A 17293-nucleotide genomic window follows, 5' to 3' on the forward strand; every position below is an offset into this window, starting at 1 on the left:
CTCAGCGGGTCGCGGCGCGCAGCGCCTGCTCGATGTCGGCGATGAGGTCGGCGGGGTCTTCGATCCCCACCGACAGGCGCACGACCTCGACCGGCACGGCCGCGTCGGTACCCCGCACCGAGGCGTGGGTCATCGCGTCGGGGTAGTTCACGAGCGACTCCACGCCGCCGAGCGACTCGGCGAGCTGGAAGAGCGCCGTCGACTCCGCGAACCGGCGGGCGAGTTCGCCCGACTCGAAGGCGACCGAGACGATGCCGCCGAAGTCCGACATCTGACGCGCCGCGATGGCATGACCGGGATGGTCTTCCAGCCCGGGGTAGTACACGTGCGCAACGTGGGAGTGGTCTCGGAGGAAGGCGGCGATCGCGGCCGCGTTGGCGCTGTGGCGTGCCATCCGGATTCCGAGGGTCTTGATACCCCGTGAGGCCAGCCACGCGTCCATCGGCCCCGAGACCGCGCCGACGGCGAACTGGAGGAACCCGATCTTCTCGGCGAGCTCGTCGTCATCGAGCACGAGCGCGCCGCCGACGACATCGGAGTGCCCGCCGAGGTACTTCGTCACCGAGTGGACGACGACGTCGGCGCCGAGGGCGAGGGGACGCTGCAGCGCTGGGGTGGCGAAGGTGTTGTCGACGACGACGAGCGCTCCGGCCTCGTGCCCGATCGCGGCGAGCTCGGCGATGTCGGTGATCTTCAGCAGGGGGTTCGACGGCGTCTCGACCCACACCAGCTGCGCGGGGCGCTCGGCGAGGGCGGAGCGGACCGCCGCGGCGTCGGACATCTCGACCGTGCGCATCTGCACACCCCACGGCGCCAGCACACGGGCCAGCAGCCGGTGGGTGCCGCCGTAGACGTCGTTGCCGAGCAGCACGCTGTCGCCGGGCTTCAGTGTCGCGCGCAGCAGCGCGTCTTCGGCGGAAAGGCCCGACGAGAACGAGAAGGCGTGGGCGCCGCCCTCGAGGGCCGCGAGCTGACGCTGTAGGGCCGTGCGGGTCGGGTTGCCGCTCCGGCCGTACTCGTAGCCCTGGCGGAGCCCGCCGATGCCGTCCTGCGCGAAGGTGGTGGAGAAATGCACCGGGGGGATCACCGCTCCGGTGGTGGGGTCGAACTCCTGACCGGCGTGGACGGCGAGGCTGTCGAAGCGGTGGGTGCTCTTGTCGACGCTCACGGCAGGTTCCTCGTCATCCATTCGTCATCGAAGATCTTGCTGATGTAGCCGCGGCCGGAGTCGGGAAGGATGACGACGACCACGTCGTCCTCGCCGAGATCGCGTGCGGTGCGAAGGGCGGCGACGACCGCCATCCCGCACGATCCTCCGACGAGGAGGCCCTCCTCGCGCGCCAGGCGCCGGGTCATCTCGAACGACTCGCGGTCATCCACCCGCTCATAGCGGTCGACCACGTTCGGATCGAAGGTGGTGGGCCAGAAGTCCTCGCCCACGCCCTCGACGAGGTAGCCGTGCACCGGGCCGCCGGAGTAGATCGAGCCCTCGGGGTCGGCGCCGATGACCGTGACGCGGCCGTCGGAGACATCCTTCAGATACTTGCCCGTGCCGGTGATCGTGCCCCCGGTGCCGATGCCCGCGACGAGGTGGGTGACCCGGCCCTCGGTGTCGTCCCAGATCTCCGGGCCGGTGGTCTCGTAGTGCGAGAGCGGCCCGTTGATGTTGGCGAACTGGTTGGGCTTGAACGCCCCCGGGATCTCCTCGGCCAGCCGGTCGCTGACCGAATAGTAGGAGTCGGGATGATCCGGCGGCACGTTCGTCGGAACGGTGACGATCTCGGCGCCGTAGGCCCGGAGGACCGCGGTCTTCTCGCCGGAGAACTTCTCGGGCACCACGAAGATCATGCGGTACCCGCGCTGAAGGGCGACGAGGGCCAGGCCCACGCCGGTGTTGCCGCTCGTGGCCTCGACGATCGTGCCGCCGGGCTGGAGCTGGCCGCTCTCTTCGGCGGCGTCGATCATGCGACGCGCGATGCGGTCCTTGACCGATCCGCCGGGGTTGAAGTACTCGACCTTCGCCAGCACGGTCGGCTTGACATCAGCGACGACGCGGTTCAGGCGGACGAGGGGAGTGTGGCCGACGAGGTCGGCGACGTGGGAGGCGTAGCGCACGGTGTGTTCCTGAGTAAGGGCTGCTCGTGGCAACCGGAGGTGAGTGGTCGTCGAAGGCGCGCCGAGGGGCGCTCACTCACAACAACGACACGTCAGGGTCACGAAGGGAGGTTATCAGCATCCAGGCCCGCCATGAACGTGCGGGTGTGCGCGGCGGCCCGCCGGAGGTAGTCGGCGATCGCCCGCTGCTGCTCCTCGGAGTACTCGTCGGCGAGATCGTCGAGGGTGCGGAACAGCGGTGTGAGCCCTCCGATCACCTGGTCGACCGCCTGCGGCTGCACCGTCAGCTGAACCCGGCGGCGATCGCGCGGGCTGCGCTCCCGGGCGACGTGACCCGCCCGCTCGAGGCGGTCGACCAGCTCGGTCGCCGACCCCGGGCTGATGCGCAGGCGTGCGGCCAGCTCGAGGGTGCCGAGCGGCGAGCGCTCGGATTCCATGAGGTGTCCGATGGCGTCGTAGTCCATGGGGCGCAGGTGCATGTGCTCCGCGAGTGCCCGCTCCACATCCGCCGTCGCGCGATTGAGGTCGCGCAGCGCCCAGCTCACCTCGTGGGCGTCGGTGCGTCCGCGTTCCAGGTGCTCGATGTCGTCGTAGTCGTCGGGCTGGGCGTGGTCGTCGGAGGGGGCGGAGGCCATATCCCGAGTCTATTGACAACTCTGCGGAATCGGAAGAATATGGAAACCGAATCATTCCGAATCCGAAGGGAAAGTCATGTCCGCTCAGAGCGTCACCACGCCCCGCACCTCGTACGAGGGGCGGCTGCGGGGCCTTCTCATCAGCCTGTGCGTCGCGCTCGCACTCGTCGTCGCGGGGAACTCCGCCCTCGCGATCGCTCTTCCGGACATCGCGACCGACCTCGAGGCCGATCAGTCGGAGTTGACCTGGATCATCGACGCCTACGCGCTCACCTTCGCCGCGTTCCTGCTGACGGCGGGGTTGTTGGCGGACAAGATCGGTCGGCGGACGGTCATCATCGTCGGCTTGGCCGTCTTCGGCGCGGCATCCGTCGCTTCGGCCTTCGCGCCCGATCCCGCCTGGTTCATCGCCCTCCGTGCAATCTCGGGGGCGGGCGCCGCCGCCATCTTCCCGGTGACCCTGTCGGCGCTCGTCGACGCCTATCCGCCCGAGCGGCGGACCTTCGCCATCGCCGTGTGGTCGGGGGTGAGTTCGGCCGGCGCTGTCGGCGGGACGATCGTCGCGGGGGTGCTCCTGGAGTGGTTCTGGTGGGGGAGTGTGCAGCTTCTCTTCGGCGGGGTGGCGCTGCTTCTCGTCATCCCGTCGGTGATCCTCGTGGCGCAGAACCGCAACCCGCGCCTGTCGGCCGACCCGCTCGCGGCGCTCTGGTCGGTTCTCGCGCTCACCGGCATCGTCTTCGCCGTCATCGAGGGGCCCAAGCGGGGGTGGGACGACGCGCTGGTGCTCGCGGCGCTCGTCGTCGGCATCCTCGGTGTCGGCGCGTTCATCGTGCATCAGCTGCGGGCGAAGCATCCGTCGCTCGACGTGCGACTGTTCCGCAGTCGCGGCCTGTCGGCCGGGTCTCTCATCGTCACCGCCCAGTTCTTCGCCTCGCTCGGTCTCTTCGTTCTGGCGCCGCAGTACCTCCAGCTCGTGCAGGAGTTCACTCCTCTCGGGGCGGCGCTGTCGCTGCTGGTCATTCCGGTGGGAGTGGGGGCGGGAATCGGCGGATCGGTGGCGTTGGCCAAGCGGTTCGGGCAGGGGACGCCGGGCGCGCTCGGCCTCGTGCTGATGGCGGCCGGCTTCGCCGGGGCCGCCGTGACGCTCGCCGAGGGAACGGACGCCTCGATCTGGGTGCTCGCCGTCGCGCTGGCCGTCTTCGGGGTCGGGTTCGGAATGGGCATCACCCCGGGCACCGAGCTGATCATCGAGGGCTTGCCCGCCGAGCGTCGGTCGATCGCGAGCGCGGTGAACGACATCACCCGCGAGGTCGGTGGGGTGCTCGGCATCGCGGTGCTCTCCAGCGTGCTGCTGTCGAGCTATCGCGACGAGATCGCCGGCGTGCTCGACGGGGTGCCCGAGCCGGCCCAGGAGGTGATCGAGTCGGGGGCCGGTGCGGCGATCGGGGCCTCCGAGGCCTTCGGCCCGGCAGGCGACGCCATCGCCGAGGCTGCGCGCGATGCCTTCGCGATCGGCCTCGGGTCGGCATCCTGGGTCGCCGCGGCGGTGCTGGCCGCGACCGCCGTCGTCTGCATCGCCCTCGTGCCGCCGCGGCGGCGGTCGACCACGACCGCCTGACCGGGAGCGCGCCGCGTCGATCCGCGAGAGACTGGAGGGTGATGAACACCATCCCGACTCGCGTGCGCGACGACTTCCCCTTCCTCGCCGCGCATCCCGGTCGCGCGTACCTCGACTCCGCGGCGACCTCGCAGCGCCCGCGGCAGGTGATCGACGCCGAGGCGACGTTCGTGGCCGCCGATTACGCCGCGGTCCATCGGGGCTCGAGCATGGCGACCGGGGCGGCGACCCAGGCGTTCGAAGACGCCCGCGCGCGGGTCGCCTCGTTCGTGGGGGCGGCGGCCGATGAGATCGTGTGGACCGAGAACGCCACCGATTCGATCAACATGGTGTCTCTGGGCATGTCGGATGCCGCGCTGGGCCTCGGCGGCGACGACGCCCGGGCCCGGTTCGGCCTCGGGCCCGGCGACGAGATCGTCGTCACCGAGGCCGAGCATCACGCCAACCTCATCCCCTGGCAGCGCCTCGCGGCACGAACCGGTGCGACCCTCCGGTGGGCGGCGACGGACGATGACGGTCTCTGGAACGTCGATGCGCTCGCGGCCGTGGTCACCCCGCGCACCCGGGTCATCGCCTTCGCCCACGTCTCCAATGTCACCGGCATGGTCGCCCCCGTCGCCGACGTCGTCGCCCTCGCCGAGCGCGTGGGTGCGCTGACGGTGCTCGATGCGTGTCAGTCGGTGCCGCATCATCCGGTGGACTTCTCCGCCCTCGGGGTCGACTTCGCGGCGTTCTCGGCCCACAAGATGCTGGGTCCCACCGGCATCGGCGCGCTGTGGGGCCGCAAGGACCTCCTCGACCTGCTGCCGCCCGCCCGCACCGGCGGGTCGACGATCACCACGGTGACGATGGAGTCTGCGCAGTTCCTCCCCGCCCCGTCCCGCTTCGAGGCGGGCACACAGCCGGTGAGCCAGGCGGTCGGGTTCGCTGCGGCATCCGACTTCCTGCAGGCGATCGGGATGCCGGCTGTCGCCGCCCATGAGCACGAGATGACCGGTCTGCTGGTCGACGCGGTCGTCGGCACGCCGGGCGTGCGCCTGGTCGGCGCGCCTGCCGGGGCCGCGCGGGGGCCGCTGGTGAGCTTCGTCGTCGACGGCGTGCACGCGCATGACGTCGGGCAGTTCCTCGACGACCGGGGGATCACGGTGCGCACCGGGCATCACTGCGCCCAACCCCTGCACCGCCGTCTCGGGGTGGCGGCGACCACGCGCGCGAGCGCCTACGTCTATACCGACGCCGCCGAGGTCGCGCGCTTCGCCGCCGCGCTCGCCGAGGTGCGCCCCTTCTTCGGAGCCGACCGATGAGTGATCTCGAGAGCTTGTACCGCGAGGTGATCCTCGACCACTCGCGTCACCCCGAGGGCCGAGGCGATGTCGCGGGCTTCGCCGTGACCCATCACGAGCTGAACCCGTCGTGCGGCGACGAGATCACCCTCGGCCTCGCGGTCGAGGACGGAGTCGTGAGCGAGCTCGCCTGGGAGGGGCAGGGCTGCAGCATCTCCATGGCATCGGCGTCGGTGATGTCAGGCCTGCTGACGGGCGCCGACGTCGACACGGCGCGGGCGCTCATCGAGGACTTCCGCACCATGCTGCGCTCGCCGGGCGTCGAGCCGCCCGAGCGTCTCGAAGATGCCGCCGCCTTCCAGGGCGTCGCCCGCTACGTCATGCGCGTGAAGTGCGCGATGCTCGGCTGGGTCGCCGCCGAGGCGTGCCTGTTGCGGGCCACCGCGGACTGACCGGGGCCGCCCGCGCGCCGCGGAAGTGGCGCGGATGGTCGGGTTCGAGCACTCGAGGCGGCAATCTGTGACACGTCGATCGCGGGGCCCCGCCTCGGCGCCGCCGATCAGAACGTCGCCGTCAGCCCGCCGTCGATGGTCAGCACCTGACCGGTGATGTAGGTGTTGTCGCGTCCGGTGAGGAAGGCCACCGCTTCGGCGATCTCCGCGGGCGAGGCTGGGCGCCCGAGGGGAAGTCGGCCACCCTCGACATAGGTGGCCACGAACGACGCCGTCTCGGTTTCGTCGCGTCCGTCGGGGAGCATGCTCATCCGCGTGCGCACGAACCCCGGCGCCACCGCGTTGACCAGCACACCGTGGGGCGCGAGGTCGAGCGCGGCCGAGCGCGTCGCGGCCTCAAGGCCCGCCTTCGCCACGTCGTAGGCGATGCTCTCCCGGCTCCCGACGCGGGCGTGCACGCTCGTGATGTTGACGATCCGACCGAAACCGCGCGGAGTCATCGCTGTTGCCGCAAGTCGCATGAGATCGACGGGGGCTTCGAGATCGATGGCCCACACCGGCGCCCAGTCTGAGGGCGTCGAGGTGAGCACGCCGCCCTCGCGAAAGATTCCTGCCGCATTGACGAGGACATCCAGCCCACCGAGCTCGGCTACGGCTCGCGCGAATCCCTCCTCGCGGGAGGTCGGGTCGGCGAGATCCGCGACGACGACGCGCGCGTCGACGGCGGGGTCTATGTCGACGCCCACCACGGAGTTTCCAGACGCGGCCAGCCGCGTAGCGATCGCCGCGCCGATCCCATGACGCGCGCCCGTGACGAGGCAGCGGAGCGGACCGGCTTCCGTGGGCGACGTGGTCATCGGAGTTCTCTTTCGGTCGGGGTGGAGATCTCGACAGGATGAACCTCGAGGCGCGTCGCCCACGTCATGCTCTCTCCGGGATCAAGCGTGATCGCGCCGACGGTGTGAGCCGTTCCAGCGCCGTGCGGCGTCGAGGTCGGCTCGATTCCCAGTGCGAACACCGCCCCCTTCCACGGCGACCCGGTGCTCGCGCCGATCTCCTCCCACAGCAGGGCATGAGACAGCCCTTCCCACGACACGGTCACCCGAAGGCGCGGGCCGGTCACTGCGATGACGCGGGGAGAGGGATGCTGCAGCGCCGCCACTCGCGGGGGAGTACGTCGGCTCACACGATCCCAGCCGTCGCCGGGCCAGGCGGTCAGACGCCCCGTCGGGGTTCCGCCGTAATCGAGCTCGGCGAGCGTCCCCGACGCTTCCACTTCGAGGCGGCCGTCCCCCTCGCTCACCTGTGCCAAAACATCCTGCCCCAGGATGAGATGCTCCGCGACGATGATCTGACGGGGAACTCGCCCGTTGTTGGAAGCAGTGGTGACGACGCTGAGCATTCCGGGATCGACGGTCCAGTGGCGAGCCGCGGACAGACCGGCCGTGTCGGCCCACCTGAGTCCGACGCCGGTGTCATCGACATGCTCAACGGTCCACGTGCCCTGCGAAGCGACGCCGTGGAACCCCTGGATCGGGCGGGCGTCGGGGTCGGATGCCCCCGCGGTGGGGAAACAGAGGTGCCACCCGCCGCGCCACCTGGCGACCCACGTCGCCTCATCGTCGGCGGGCGCGGGCGCAGGTCGCACGCTCGGCGCCCACGGGGTGCGCGCCAGCACATCGAAGCCACCGACAGTCAGCTCGGCGGCGCAGGCGCCCTCATCAGGGAGAACGAGTGCACGGGTGTCGCGGGCCCGAAGGGTGATGCCGCTCACGTGCGATCGTCGTGCGATCCGCTCAGGGCCTGAATCAGTGCCGTCTTTCCGTCGAGCACCACGTCGAGCATCGCCTCGGCGGCTTGTTCGCCGCGCCCGCGGTGGATCGCGTGAAGCACCGCAGCGTGCTGCTCGACATCTCCGGCGAAGACCGCCTCGCCTGACGCGGTCTGCTGCTGGACGCTGAAGCTGAGATACATGAAGTCGGCGATGACGGCACCGAACTGTCGCAGCAAAACGTTGTGCGAAGCGCCGTAGACGGCGACGTGAAAGTCGACGTCGGCGTGCGCGTACGATTCGCGGTCGGCGGTGGCGGCCCGCATGGCGCCCAGCGCCGTCTCCAATCTCCGCAGATCTTCCATGCTCGCCCGGCCCGCCGCGAGCCGCGCCGCCTCGGGCTCCATGATCTGACGCACCTCGACCAGGTCCCGTAGGATGCTTTCCCCGCGTCCCTCATCGCTGTGCCAGCGGAGGATGTCGGCGTCGAAGACGTTCCACTGCTCGGTGCGACGGACCCGTGTGCCGACCTTCTGCCGGATGTCGACGAGCCCCTTCGCCGCGAGAACCCGCATCGCCTCGCGGACCGACGTGCGGCTGACGCCGTACGCCTCTGTGAGCTCAGCCTCCTTGGGTACGAGCTCGCCGGGGGCGTAGTCGCCACGGATGATGGCCCGCCCGATAGCCTCGATGACCCGCCCCTGAAGACCGCGCATCGTGTACCCCGAGCTCTGCTCGGGGTCGCGGGTCTCGGCCACCGTCATCTCCTCACGCCTTCACGGTTGCCTTCACTTTAGGTGCGACGGCGTCGGCCGTGGGGCTGCGAAAGATCGACTCTCCGCCGATGAGGATCTCCACAGTGCGCAGATACGGACGCAGCCCTTCCAGATCGACGTCGACACCGAGGCCCGGTGCGTCGGGGGCGTGGATCTCACCGTTGTCGTCAGGCCGAAGATGGTTCTTCGAAATCGCCAGCGCAACTGCCTTCGGCTCCACGGGGTACTCGGCGATCCGGTGGTCTGCCAGCCCCGCGAATGGTTGCAGAGATGCGGAGAGCGCGAGATGCGAGGTGAACGTGTGGTTGACGAAGGTCACACCGTGCGCCACCGCATGACGGGCAACATCGAGGGCGGGTCCGATCCCACCGATTCGAGCGGCGTCGATCTGTATGAAGCGCACACGCCCGTAGTCGATGAGGTTCGTGGCCATGTGGACGGTGTGCGCCCCTTCGCCGCCGGCGATGCCCACCGTGGCCGCCTGCCCGGCGAGTTCGGCGTACGCGGCGAATGCGTGAGGCACGAACGGCTCCTCCAACCATGTGACGCGCGCCTGTTCCAGCGCAGCGAGGCGCTGTGATGCTCGGCCGGCGTCATCGCCCCAGATCTGGCCGGCGTCGACGAGGAGGAGGCCGTCGTCGCCGAGACCTTCCCGGGCCGCGACCAGGTGATCTCCGTCGATCCCCGGCTCGTCGGTGCCGAAAGAACCCCAGCCGAACTTGACCGCGCGGTATCCGGCGGCGACCTGATCTCGCGCACGTTCTCTTGTGGCGTCGGGATCGGCGCCGAAGAGGAGGGAGGCATAAGGCACTTTCCCGTGAGACGAGGTGTAGCCCAGCATCCGCCACACCGGTTCGTCACGGGCGCGACCGAGCAGATCCCACAGGGCGATCTCGATGCCCGACCACGTGTGGGCGGCTTGGAGAAGGTCCATGCTGTTGCGCTCGACCAGTGCGGCGATGCGTCGGATGTCAGCGGGGCCGTCGAGGCGTTCGCCGATCACGCTGGCGGCGACGGGCTGGCAGACGCCGTGCGAGCGAGGGGCGATGAAGGCGGCGATGGAGGTCAGCGGGGATGCCTCACACTCACCCCAGCCCTCGTGATCGCCGGCGCGCACGCGGACCAGGAGCGCATCCTGGCTGCCGTCGGCCTCGAGAGTGACCTCGGGCATGGAGGCGTAGAAGAAGTCGACGGTGTCGATGTTCATCGGGCGTCTGTGTTCACGAGGGTGATGTTCATGAGGGTGATGCCGCCTTCGCATCTCGGGGATGAGTGACCGGAGGCCTCGCGCGCACACAGCCTCACTGCGGTCTGCCGCCTCAGGGTTACATCATATGTAAAGAGCCCTGCAATGCAAACGGTCCGAGATCTCCCGCCTAAAAATTCGTGGATTTCGTCGGTCACGTATGATGTAATCCTGTCACGCGGCGCCATCGGCCCGCGGACTGATCGATGTGGATGGGACGATGATGTCGCAACGCCCGAGCAGGGGGGCCCTCGCCGCCGCTGCATGTTCGCCGTCGCCCTCTTCCGCGCGCTCCTCCCGTGAGCGGCACCTGCCGTCCACGCGTTGCATCCAAGGAAGGACACAGCAATGAACACACGCGCGCTCGGCGGGCTCGTTCTCGCCTCAGGGCTCGTCGTCTCGTTGGCGGCGTGCGCCCCCGCGGGAGGCGGTGAGTCCGGCGACCAGGAGCTGGTCATCTGGGACACCGGCATCCTCGGCCGAACCCTGGAGAGCGGTGAGGCCGATATGGAGAACTCGTTCATCGATCAGATGGCCGCCGAGTTCGAGGAGCAGAATCCGGGACTGACGGTCACGGTGGTGCAGCAGGGTGGAGACATCTCCTCGAACGGCGCGCAGTTCCAGGCCGCCTCGATCGCCGGCGACGGGCCGGACATCCGGATCCAGTACGCCGGCGGCCCGACAATCTCCTTCGCGGAGTTCTTCGAGGACCTCGAGCCGTACCTGACGCCCGAGATCATCGACTCCATGGCGGGTTTCAATGTCAACCGCGAGGACTTCGACCCCGAGGGCGCCATCCTCGGCATGCCGTACGGAGCCGGAAACCTCTTCACCGTCTTCGCGAACAACGCCATGATCGAAGAGGCCGGCCTCGACCCCGAGGACCCGCCCACTTCGTGGGAGGAGCTGATGGCCAACGGCGAGCAGATCGTCGAGAACACCGACTACAACGCGTTCTGGATGGCCAATCTCGAGGGCTACGTCGGAGCGTGGATCATCAGCGCGCTCGTGGGCGGCGAACTGGGCGAGTCGGCCTTCACTCAGATGTACGCCGGCGAGATCCCCGTCGATGACCCGGCGATGGTCAAGGCCTATGAGGCGTTCGCCGAGCTCGGAGCGTCGGGTCTGGCCAATCCCGACGCCGGCCAGGTGTCCAACGGCGAGTCCACCGCGGGTTTCGTCGGTGGCGACGGCGCGTACTACATCGTCGGCAGCTGGGAGAACAACGGCATGTACGAGGCCTTCGGCGACGACGTGAGCGTGTTCTTCATCCCCATGTTCGAGGACGCCGCCTACCCGAACATGGCTGCGGGCGGCCCGGAGATCTCCATCTCGATCACGAACTACTCCGACCAGAAGGAGCTCGCGGGCGAGTTCCTGCAGTTCCTCGCCGAGCCCGAGAATCAGGACCGGTTCGTGGAGCTCTACCAGACTCAGGCGTCCAACCACCGTGACGCCGACGCCTCACTCATCGAGAACCCGCTGCTGCAGCAGGAGTTCGAGCAGCTCCAGGAGGCCACCGACGGCGTCGTCTTCGCCTTCGACTCGGTGATGCCGCAGGCGACGATCGACCTCTTCTACCGGGTGAACGCCGGCGTCTTCCTCGGCACCATCACGCCGGAGGATGCCGTGCGCCAGCTGGCGGATTCGTACGCCACGGAGATCGCCAACCAGTGACTTCCGCCTTCGAAGGCTCGCTGATGGGCGCCTCGGACGAGGCGCCCATCATCGAGGCCACCGCCCAGAAGCACCGCAAGCCCGGGGGCCTGCGCCGGCGCGACCGCCTCGTGGGGCTCGCGTCGGTGCTCCCCGCCTTTCTCGTCGTGGTCGGCTTCATGGCCTTCCCCGTCGCGTTCGCGGTCTTCATCTCGTTCACCCGGACCAACGGGCTCACCTTCGAGTGGAACTGGTTCGCCAACTACACGGCGCTCCTCACCGACCCCGTCGTCCACCAGGTGTTCCTGAACAACCTGAAGTTCCTCATTTCGGTGCCGCTGGTCATCTTCGTCGCGCTCATCGTCTCGGTGCTGCTGTTCGAACGCGTGCGGGGGTGGCGGTTCTTCCGGCTGATCTTCTTCCTGCCGAACGTGCTGTCGGTGGCGGTCATCGGCATCATGTTCCGCAACGCCTTCGGGTACTACGGTGGCGTCAACCAGGCGCTGGCACTGTTCGGCGTGGAGCCGGTGCAGTTCTTCACCGACGGCACTCTGGCGATCTCCGTGATCATCCTGGCCCTCGTCTGGTCGGGCTTCGGCTACCAGTCGCTCCTGCTGCTGGCGGGACTCACCTCGATCAATCCGGCTGTTTTCGAGGCCGCAGCTATCGACGGGGCTGGCTGGTGGAAGCGGCTGTGGTACATCACCCTTCCCAACATCCGCCGGGTGCTGGGGTTCGTCTTCATCATCAACGTGCTCTACACCTTCACTTCACTGTTCGGATTCGTCTTCGTGATGACGGCCGGCGGGCCGGGCTTCGAGACGACGACGATCGACTACCTGGTCTACCTTCGTGCGTTCTCCAGCAGCAATCTCGGTTCGGGAGCGGCGCTGGCCGTCGTTCTGTTCCTCTTCATCGGCGTGCTGACGCTCATCCAGAACCGGGTGTTCCGGCTGCAGGAGGAGGACTGATGACCGAGGTGGTGAGCTCTCGCCTGAGCAGCAGGCGCACGAGGTGGCCGATCTTCATCGCGCTGTGCCTGGTGGCGGTCTCGATCCTCTATCCGCTGTGGTTCGTGGTGATCACGTCGCTCCGGCCCAACGCCGATTACCTCCGTGATCCGTTCGGCCTTCCCGGGGAGTGGACCCTCTCGAACTACGTCACCCTGGCCAACTCATACGGCCTCGGTCAAGCGTTCCTCAACAGCATGTTCGTCACGACGGTCTCGGTGGTGATCGTCCTGATTCTCGCGACCATCGCGGGGCACGCCCTGGCGAAGCTCCCCGTGCCGGGAGCGAAGTACATCACGGCGACCTTCGTCTCCGTGATGCTCATCCCCGGTCCGGTTCTGATCATCCCGATCTATCTGCTGCTCGCCCGTCTCGGCCTCAGCGGCTACACGGGGCTCATCCTCGTCTACGTCGCCACCGGACTGCCGTTCGCGACGTTCTTCCTCACCCTGACCTTTCGCGGCATCCCCGACGAGGTGATGGAAGCGGCGCGCATCGACGGGGTGGGACTGTTCCGGACCCTGTGGTCGATCGTGCTTCCGATGGGGTCCAGCGGCATCGCCACCCTCGCGGTGCTGCAGTTCCTCGGGGTGTGGAACGAGCTGATCTTCGCGATCATCCTGATCAGGGACCAGTCGATGTGGCTCCTCACGCCCACGTTGGCGACGATCGGCGAACGATTCGTCACCGATCAACCGTTGGTGTCGGCGGGCCTGTTCGTGACCGCGTCGGTTCCCCTGCTGCTGCTCGCCTTCGCGTCCCGCTACATCATGCAGGGGCTCCAGGTGGGTGTCAGCCGGTGAACCAGTCGCGCGCGTGGTGCGTGGCGTCGAGAGGGAGCGTCCGGTCCGCTGCGGCGGCCCAGCGCACGCCGTTGGCGAGCACCCGCTGTACGTCGGGGTGGTGGTAGACCGGGTACTCCTGGTCGCCTGGGGAGAAGTAGAAGACCCGACCCGATCCGCGTGTCCAGGTGGCACCCGACCGGAACACCTCACCGCCGGAGAAGGTCGAGAGAAAGATCAGCTCCTCCGGTACGGGGATGTCGAAGAACTCCCCGTACATCTCCTGCTCATCGATGACGAGCGGATCGGGGATACCGTCGGCGATCGGATGCTGGGGAGCGACCGTCCACACGACCTCGCGCTCCCCGTCGTTGCGCCAGCGCAGCGAACACGTCGTTCCCATCAGGCGGCGGAAGATCTTCGAGTAGTGCCCGGAATGCAGCACGACGAGTCCCATGCCTCCCAGCACCGCCCGATGCACGCGGTCGACCACGGCGTCATCCACTCCCGGGTGATCTTCGTGACCCCACCACAGCATCACGTCGGTGGAGTCGACGACGTCGGCGGGAAGGCCGTGTTCGGGCTGCTCCATCGTCGCGGTGGACACCTCGACGGCAGCGCCCAGGTGGGTGCGCAGCCCCGCGGCGATCGCCCCGTGGATGCCGTCGGGGTACAGTTCAGCGGGTCGGGTCCCCGCTCGTCTTTCATGAAGGTTCTCGTTCCACACCGTCACGCGGATGGTCACAGCGTCACCTCTTTCCCCTCAGCGGCGGACCGGTAGCAGGCGTCGATGATCTCTGTACGGTGCAGCGCGAACTCACCGTGGTGTCCCGACCAGTTGCCGGATCGGACGACGTCGACGAACTCGGCGATGACCAGGCTGTGCTCGCCTCCGATGACGCTGACGTCGGGCCGCAGGGCGACCGGCGCGCCGGCCTCTTCGCGATACACCCAGAGAGTGTCGCGAGGCTTGTATCGGGGAACGAAGAGGCGGAGGCCGCCATCGACGCCGAGGAGTTCGATCGAGATGTCCTCGTCGTCTGCCGTGTGGCCGGCCCAGCTGATCTCCAGCGCGACGCTGGCGCCGTTCTCCAGCCGCAGCAGGGCCGAGACGAGATCCTCCACTTCGAAGCGGCCCGATCCGGCCATCTGCTCCCGGTTGTCCATCGCTCCGTAACCGGCGCGTCCGAGCTCACCGTGCGCGACGGCGCTCACGGCGACGATGCGAGGTTCGCCCATGAGGTACAGCAGGGAGTCGATGACGTGCGGGCCGAGGTCGATCAGGGCGCCGCCTCCCGCCAGATCGCGCGAGGTGAACCACGAAGTGAGGCCGGGGATGCCCGAACGCCGCTTCCATGAGGCTCGGGCGTGGTAGATGCGCCCCACGCCCGTCTCCGCCAGGTAGCGATGGGCCCACTGCACGTCGGCCCGGCGGCGATGGTTGAATGCCACCTCGAGCACCCGGTCGTTCTCCGTGGCGGCAGCCACCATCGCCCGCGCGGCCTCGGAAGTGATCGCCAGCGGCTTCTCGCAGAACACGTGCTTGCCCGAGCGCAGCGCCGCGATCGAGATAACGTCGTGCAGCGCGTTGGGTGTCGCGACGCTGACGATGTCGATGTCGTCCCGGGCGACGATCGATTCCCAATCGGGATAGACGTCGGCGACGCCCCAGGCGGCGGAGAGGGCTGCCAGGCGGTCGGCCTCCTTGCCGGCGACGGCGACGACCTCTACGCCGGGGATCGCGCGGTAGGCCTCGCCGGCGGTGGTCCCGGCGTATCCGGTGCCGACGATCCCGACGCGAAGAGATGCGGGCGACAGGGGAGAAGAGGTCACAGGGGCTCCGTCCGTGAAATGTATTGATCGTACCAAAGCAAGTCCTCCGCGCCCCAAGATCATCCTTGACGTGCGCTGTGTCGCATTAGATATGATCTAAGAACCCCCGCCACCCTGAGGACGATGATGACCCCAGACTCACCGGCCGCTGCCGAACTCACCGGCGACGGCGCCGAGCTCCGCCTGGACGGGCGGGTGATCGCCCGGCTGGAGCGCGGGTTGGTGGTCGCCGATCGCGACGGTCTCACGCGCGACTGGTCGCTCCTGCGCGTCGGGTCGGGCGGGGTCTGGGAGATGCGCCTCGAGCTTCGCAACGACGGCGACGCGCCGGTCACCGTGACGCGCATGGATTCCTGCGCCCTCGCCCTCGCCATGGGCGCGGATCCCACCCACTGGCGGACGAACTGGTATCGCTCGGCGTGGGGGGATGAGTTCCGACCCCGCCACGGCACCACGCGTCACGACCTTTTCCTCGATGTCCGGTCAGGACGATCCTCGCACGGCTCGACGCCGTGGCTGGGCATCGAGCGGGAGGATGACCGCGCCGCGGTGATCATCTGCCCCGCCTGGAGCGGGAACTGGCACATCACCGCTCTCTCGGGAGGGTCTGTCACCGCCGGCATCTCGCCGTGGCGATTCTCGCTGACGCTCCTCCCCGGCCAACAGGTCACCGCCCCGTCGGTCGTCATCGCCGCCGCGACGGATCTGGACGCCGCCGCCGTGGAGCTGCAGCGCGCGGTGCGCGATCACTGGCTCGCCCGGTCGCCGTTCACCGACACGGTCCCCACCGAGTGGAACCACTGGTGGCCGTACGAGGATGTCGAAGTCACCGAGGAGGTGATCGCTGCCAACGCGACCGTGGCGGCAGAGATCGGACTGGAGGTCGCGACCGTCGACGCGGGATGGTTCGGCGCGTCCGACGCCGCCAGCGACTGGCAGGAGCAGCGCGGGGACTGGACGGATGTCAACACCGAGCGCTTCCCCTCGGGCCTGACTGCGCTCGGCGACGCCATCAGGGCGGCGGGCGCGCTCCCGGGCATCTGGATCGAGGCCGAGGCGGTCGGCCGCAGCGCGCGGGTACGGGCGGAGCACCCCGATCTCCTCGCCGCTGCCGACGGGAACACGCAGCCCGACCCGTCGTATCGTCGGATGACCGTGTCGCTCGATCCCGAGGATCCGGGATTTCTGGGCTACGTCTGTCTCGGCTCCCCCGCGGGGCGGGCGCACCTCCGGTCGTCGCTCGGCGATCTCATCGAGCGGGTCGGTGCGCGGTGGATCAAGCTGGACTTCAACGTCGATCCCGATTCTGGATGCACCCGCACCGATCACGGGCACGGCGCCGGCGACGGGCTGTTCCGCCACTACGAAGGGCTCTACCGGGTTCTCGACGAGGTTCGCGGGAGGTACCCCGACGTCTTCCTGGAGGCCTGCTCGTCGGGGGGTCTGCGCATCGACCTCGGACTCGCCCGTCACGTGCACGCGTTCTTCCTGAGCGATCCCGACTACACCGAGCATCACCTCGAGGTGCTGCACGGCGCGTCGCACATGCTGCCGCCGCTCGGCATCCTGCATTGGTCGCAGTCGCAGTGGCGGGGAGAATATCCGCCGCAGCAGCGGACGTGGACGGAGGTGGCGCCGGTGGAGTTCCGCACGATGCTGCGGGCCGCGATGCTGCACCGCTTCGGCGTCAGCCTCCGACTGACCGAGCTGGCTCCGGCGCTCCGCGACGTGCTGGAGGAACACGTGCGTCTGTTCCGCACCGAGATCGCGCCCCTCGTGCGCGACGGGGTGCTCCGCCCGCTCTCGCCGACGCCCGGACGCGGCGGCCTCGGCGAGCGGTCACCGGCGTTCCAGCTCTCGTCCGACCGGGAGGACCGTCACGTCGTCGCCGCCTTCGTGCTGTCCGGCGGGCGGCCGCCCACGCGCCTGCGCCTCCGCGCCCTCGACCCCGAGACGCGCTACCGCGTGACCGATCTCGCCACGGGCGAGATGTCGTCGGCTGACGGTCGCGAGCTCGTCGATGTCGGAGTCGCGTTCTCCACCGCCGGCGACCCGACGTCGTGGCTTCTCGCCGTCGTGCCGGCATCCTGATTCCCTTCCCCGCCCTGAAAGCCCC

Annotated in this window: 16 protein-coding genes; 7 read left to right on the forward strand and 9 right to left on the reverse strand. The window is 68.8% G+C overall.

What is annotated here, in order from left to right; genetic code table 11:
- Position 1 precedes the first annotated feature (1 nt).
- The 3 genes from V6S02_RS00695 to V6S02_RS00705 all read right to left on the reverse strand — a co-directional run bounded on the left by V6S02_RS00695 (position 2) and on the right by V6S02_RS00705 (position 2750).
- Positions 2-1168, reverse strand: coding sequence for a cystathionine gamma-synthase (locus tag V6S02_RS00695; protein ID WP_336399448.1), 1167 nt, complete (start codon positions 1166-1168; stop codon positions 2-4).
- Entirely contained in the window at positions 1165-2115 is a 951-nt protein-coding gene (locus V6S02_RS00700) for a cystathionine beta-synthase (protein WP_124291666.1), read from the reverse strand. The genes V6S02_RS00695 and V6S02_RS00700 overlap by 4 nt, the downstream gene beginning before the upstream one ends.
- Positions 2116-2213: 98 nt before the next feature.
- Positions 2214-2750 (reverse strand): MarR family winged helix-turn-helix transcriptional regulator, encoded by a 537-nt coding sequence (locus tag V6S02_RS00705; protein ID WP_124291665.1) that lies wholly within the window; start codon positions 2748-2750, stop codon positions 2214-2216.
- Between the two features lie 76 nt (positions 2751-2826).
- On the opposite strand from V6S02_RS00705, the gene V6S02_RS00710 reads away from it, so the two are divergent.
- The 3 genes from V6S02_RS00710 to sufU are packed head-to-tail and all read left to right on the forward strand — an operon-like array spanning position 2827 to position 6103.
- The gene (locus V6S02_RS00710; protein ID WP_336399449.1) at positions 2827-4368 is read left to right on the forward strand and encodes an MFS transporter; all 1542 of its coding nucleotides are present in this window, start codon (positions 2827-2829) and stop codon (positions 4366-4368) included.
- A gap of 41 nt (positions 4369-4409) precedes the next feature.
- Complete coding sequence (locus V6S02_RS00715; RefSeq protein WP_336399450.1) at positions 4410-5672, forward strand: aminotransferase class V-fold PLP-dependent enzyme; 1263 nt, start codon at positions 4410-4412, stop codon at positions 5670-5672.
- Positions 5669-6103 (forward strand): Fe-S cluster assembly sulfur transfer protein SufU, encoded by a 435-nt coding sequence (gene sufU / locus V6S02_RS00720; RefSeq protein ID WP_336399451.1) that lies wholly within the window; start codon positions 5669-5671, stop codon positions 6101-6103. Before V6S02_RS00715 ends, sufU begins: the two co-directional genes overlap by 4 nt.
- A 107-nt stretch (positions 6104-6210) precedes the next feature.
- Here sufU and V6S02_RS00725 read toward each other — a convergent pair whose 3' ends face one another.
- From V6S02_RS00725 to V6S02_RS00740, 4 genes are read right to left on the reverse strand one after another with little or no spacing between them, the layout of a single operon-like run.
- A complete protein-coding gene (locus tag V6S02_RS00725; protein ID WP_336399452.1) occupies positions 6211-6960 on the reverse strand; it encodes an SDR family NAD(P)-dependent oxidoreductase in 750 nt (249 codons plus the stop codon).
- Positions 6957-7877, reverse strand: a complete 921-nt coding sequence (locus V6S02_RS00730; RefSeq protein ID WP_336399453.1) for a hypothetical protein — start codon at positions 7875-7877, stop codon at positions 6957-6959. Before V6S02_RS00730 ends, V6S02_RS00725 begins: the two co-directional genes overlap by 4 nt.
- A complete protein-coding gene (locus tag V6S02_RS00735) occupies positions 7874-8632 on the reverse strand; it encodes a FadR/GntR family transcriptional regulator (RefSeq protein ID WP_442927883.1) in 759 nt (252 codons plus the stop codon). The genes V6S02_RS00730 and V6S02_RS00735 overlap by 4 nt, the downstream gene beginning before the upstream one ends.
- 10 nt (positions 8633-8642) lie before the next feature.
- Positions 8643-9857: a mandelate racemase/muconate lactonizing enzyme family protein gene (locus V6S02_RS00740; protein ID WP_336399455.1), complete on the reverse strand. Its 1215-nt coding sequence runs from the start codon at positions 9855-9857 to the stop codon at positions 8643-8645.
- Positions 9858-10244: 387 nt separating this feature from the next.
- Between V6S02_RS00740 and V6S02_RS00745 the strand changes: the two genes are divergently transcribed.
- The 3 genes from V6S02_RS00745 to V6S02_RS00755 are packed head-to-tail and all read left to right on the forward strand — an operon-like array spanning position 10245 to position 13365.
- Entirely contained in the window at positions 10245-11573 is a 1329-nt protein-coding gene (locus tag V6S02_RS00745) for an ABC transporter substrate-binding protein (RefSeq protein ID WP_336399456.1), read from the forward strand.
- Positions 11570-12523 carry a carbohydrate ABC transporter permease gene (locus V6S02_RS00750; protein ID WP_336399457.1) on the forward strand — a complete coding sequence of 318 codons (954 nt, stop codon included), beginning with the start codon at positions 11570-11572 and terminating at the stop codon, positions 12521-12523. Before V6S02_RS00745 ends, V6S02_RS00750 begins: the two co-directional genes overlap by 4 nt.
- Positions 12523-13365, forward strand: a complete 843-nt coding sequence (locus tag V6S02_RS00755) for a carbohydrate ABC transporter permease (protein ID WP_336399458.1) — start codon at positions 12523-12525, stop codon at positions 13363-13365. Before V6S02_RS00750 ends, V6S02_RS00755 begins: the two co-directional genes overlap by 1 nt.
- Here the strand turns inward: V6S02_RS00755 and V6S02_RS00760 are convergent.
- Together V6S02_RS00760 and V6S02_RS00765 are read right to left on the reverse strand one after the other, a co-directional pair.
- A complete protein-coding gene (locus V6S02_RS00760; RefSeq protein ID WP_336400753.1) occupies positions 13355-14083 on the reverse strand; it encodes a ThuA domain-containing protein in 729 nt (242 codons plus the stop codon). The genes V6S02_RS00755 and V6S02_RS00760 overlap by 11 nt on opposite strands.
- 2 nt (positions 14084-14085) lie before the next feature.
- Complete coding sequence (locus tag V6S02_RS00765; protein ID WP_336399459.1) at positions 14086-15177, reverse strand: Gfo/Idh/MocA family protein; 1092 nt, start codon at positions 15175-15177, stop codon at positions 14086-14088.
- 123 nt (positions 15178-15300) lie between these two features.
- Here V6S02_RS00765 and V6S02_RS00770 point away from each other — a divergent pair, with 123 nt between their 5' ends.
- Positions 15301-17268, forward strand: a complete 1968-nt coding sequence (locus V6S02_RS00770; RefSeq protein WP_336399460.1) for an alpha-galactosidase — start codon at positions 15301-15303, stop codon at positions 17266-17268.
- Positions 17269-17293 lie beyond the last annotated feature (25 nt).

The organism is Microbacterium sp. CCNWLW134 (assembly GCF_037083565.1).
Taxonomy (GTDB): Bacteria; Actinomycetota; Actinomycetes; order Actinomycetales; family Microbacteriaceae; genus Microbacterium.

Coding starts and splice junctions, on each gene's coding strand:
- V6S02_RS00770 (WP_336399460.1), top strand. CDS start 15,301: ATGATGACCCCAGACTCACCGGCCGCTGCCGAACTCACCGGCGACGGC.
- V6S02_RS00715 (WP_336399450.1), top strand. CDS start 4,410: ATGAACACCATCCCGACTCGCGTGCGCGACGACTTCCCCTTCCTCGCC.
- V6S02_RS00725 (WP_336399452.1), bottom strand. CDS start 6,960: ATGACCACGTCGCCCACGGAAGCCGGTCCGCTCCGCTGCCTCGTCACG.
- V6S02_RS00705 (WP_124291665.1), bottom strand. CDS start 2,750: ATGGCCTCCGCCCCCTCCGACGACCACGCCCAGCCCGACGACTACGAC.
- V6S02_RS00755 (WP_336399458.1), top strand. CDS start 12,523: ATGACCGAGGTGGTGAGCTCTCGCCTGAGCAGCAGGCGCACGAGGTGG.
- V6S02_RS00745 (WP_336399456.1), top strand. CDS start 10,245: ATGAACACACGCGCGCTCGGCGGGCTCGTTCTCGCCTCAGGGCTCGTC.
- V6S02_RS00740 (WP_336399455.1), bottom strand. CDS start 9,857: ATGAACATCGACACCGTCGACTTCTTCTACGCCTCCATGCCCGAGGTC.
- sufU (WP_336399451.1), top strand. CDS start 5,669: ATGAGTGATCTCGAGAGCTTGTACCGCGAGGTGATCCTCGACCACTCG.
- V6S02_RS00710 (WP_336399449.1), top strand. CDS start 2,827: ATGTCCGCTCAGAGCGTCACCACGCCCCGCACCTCGTACGAGGGGCGG.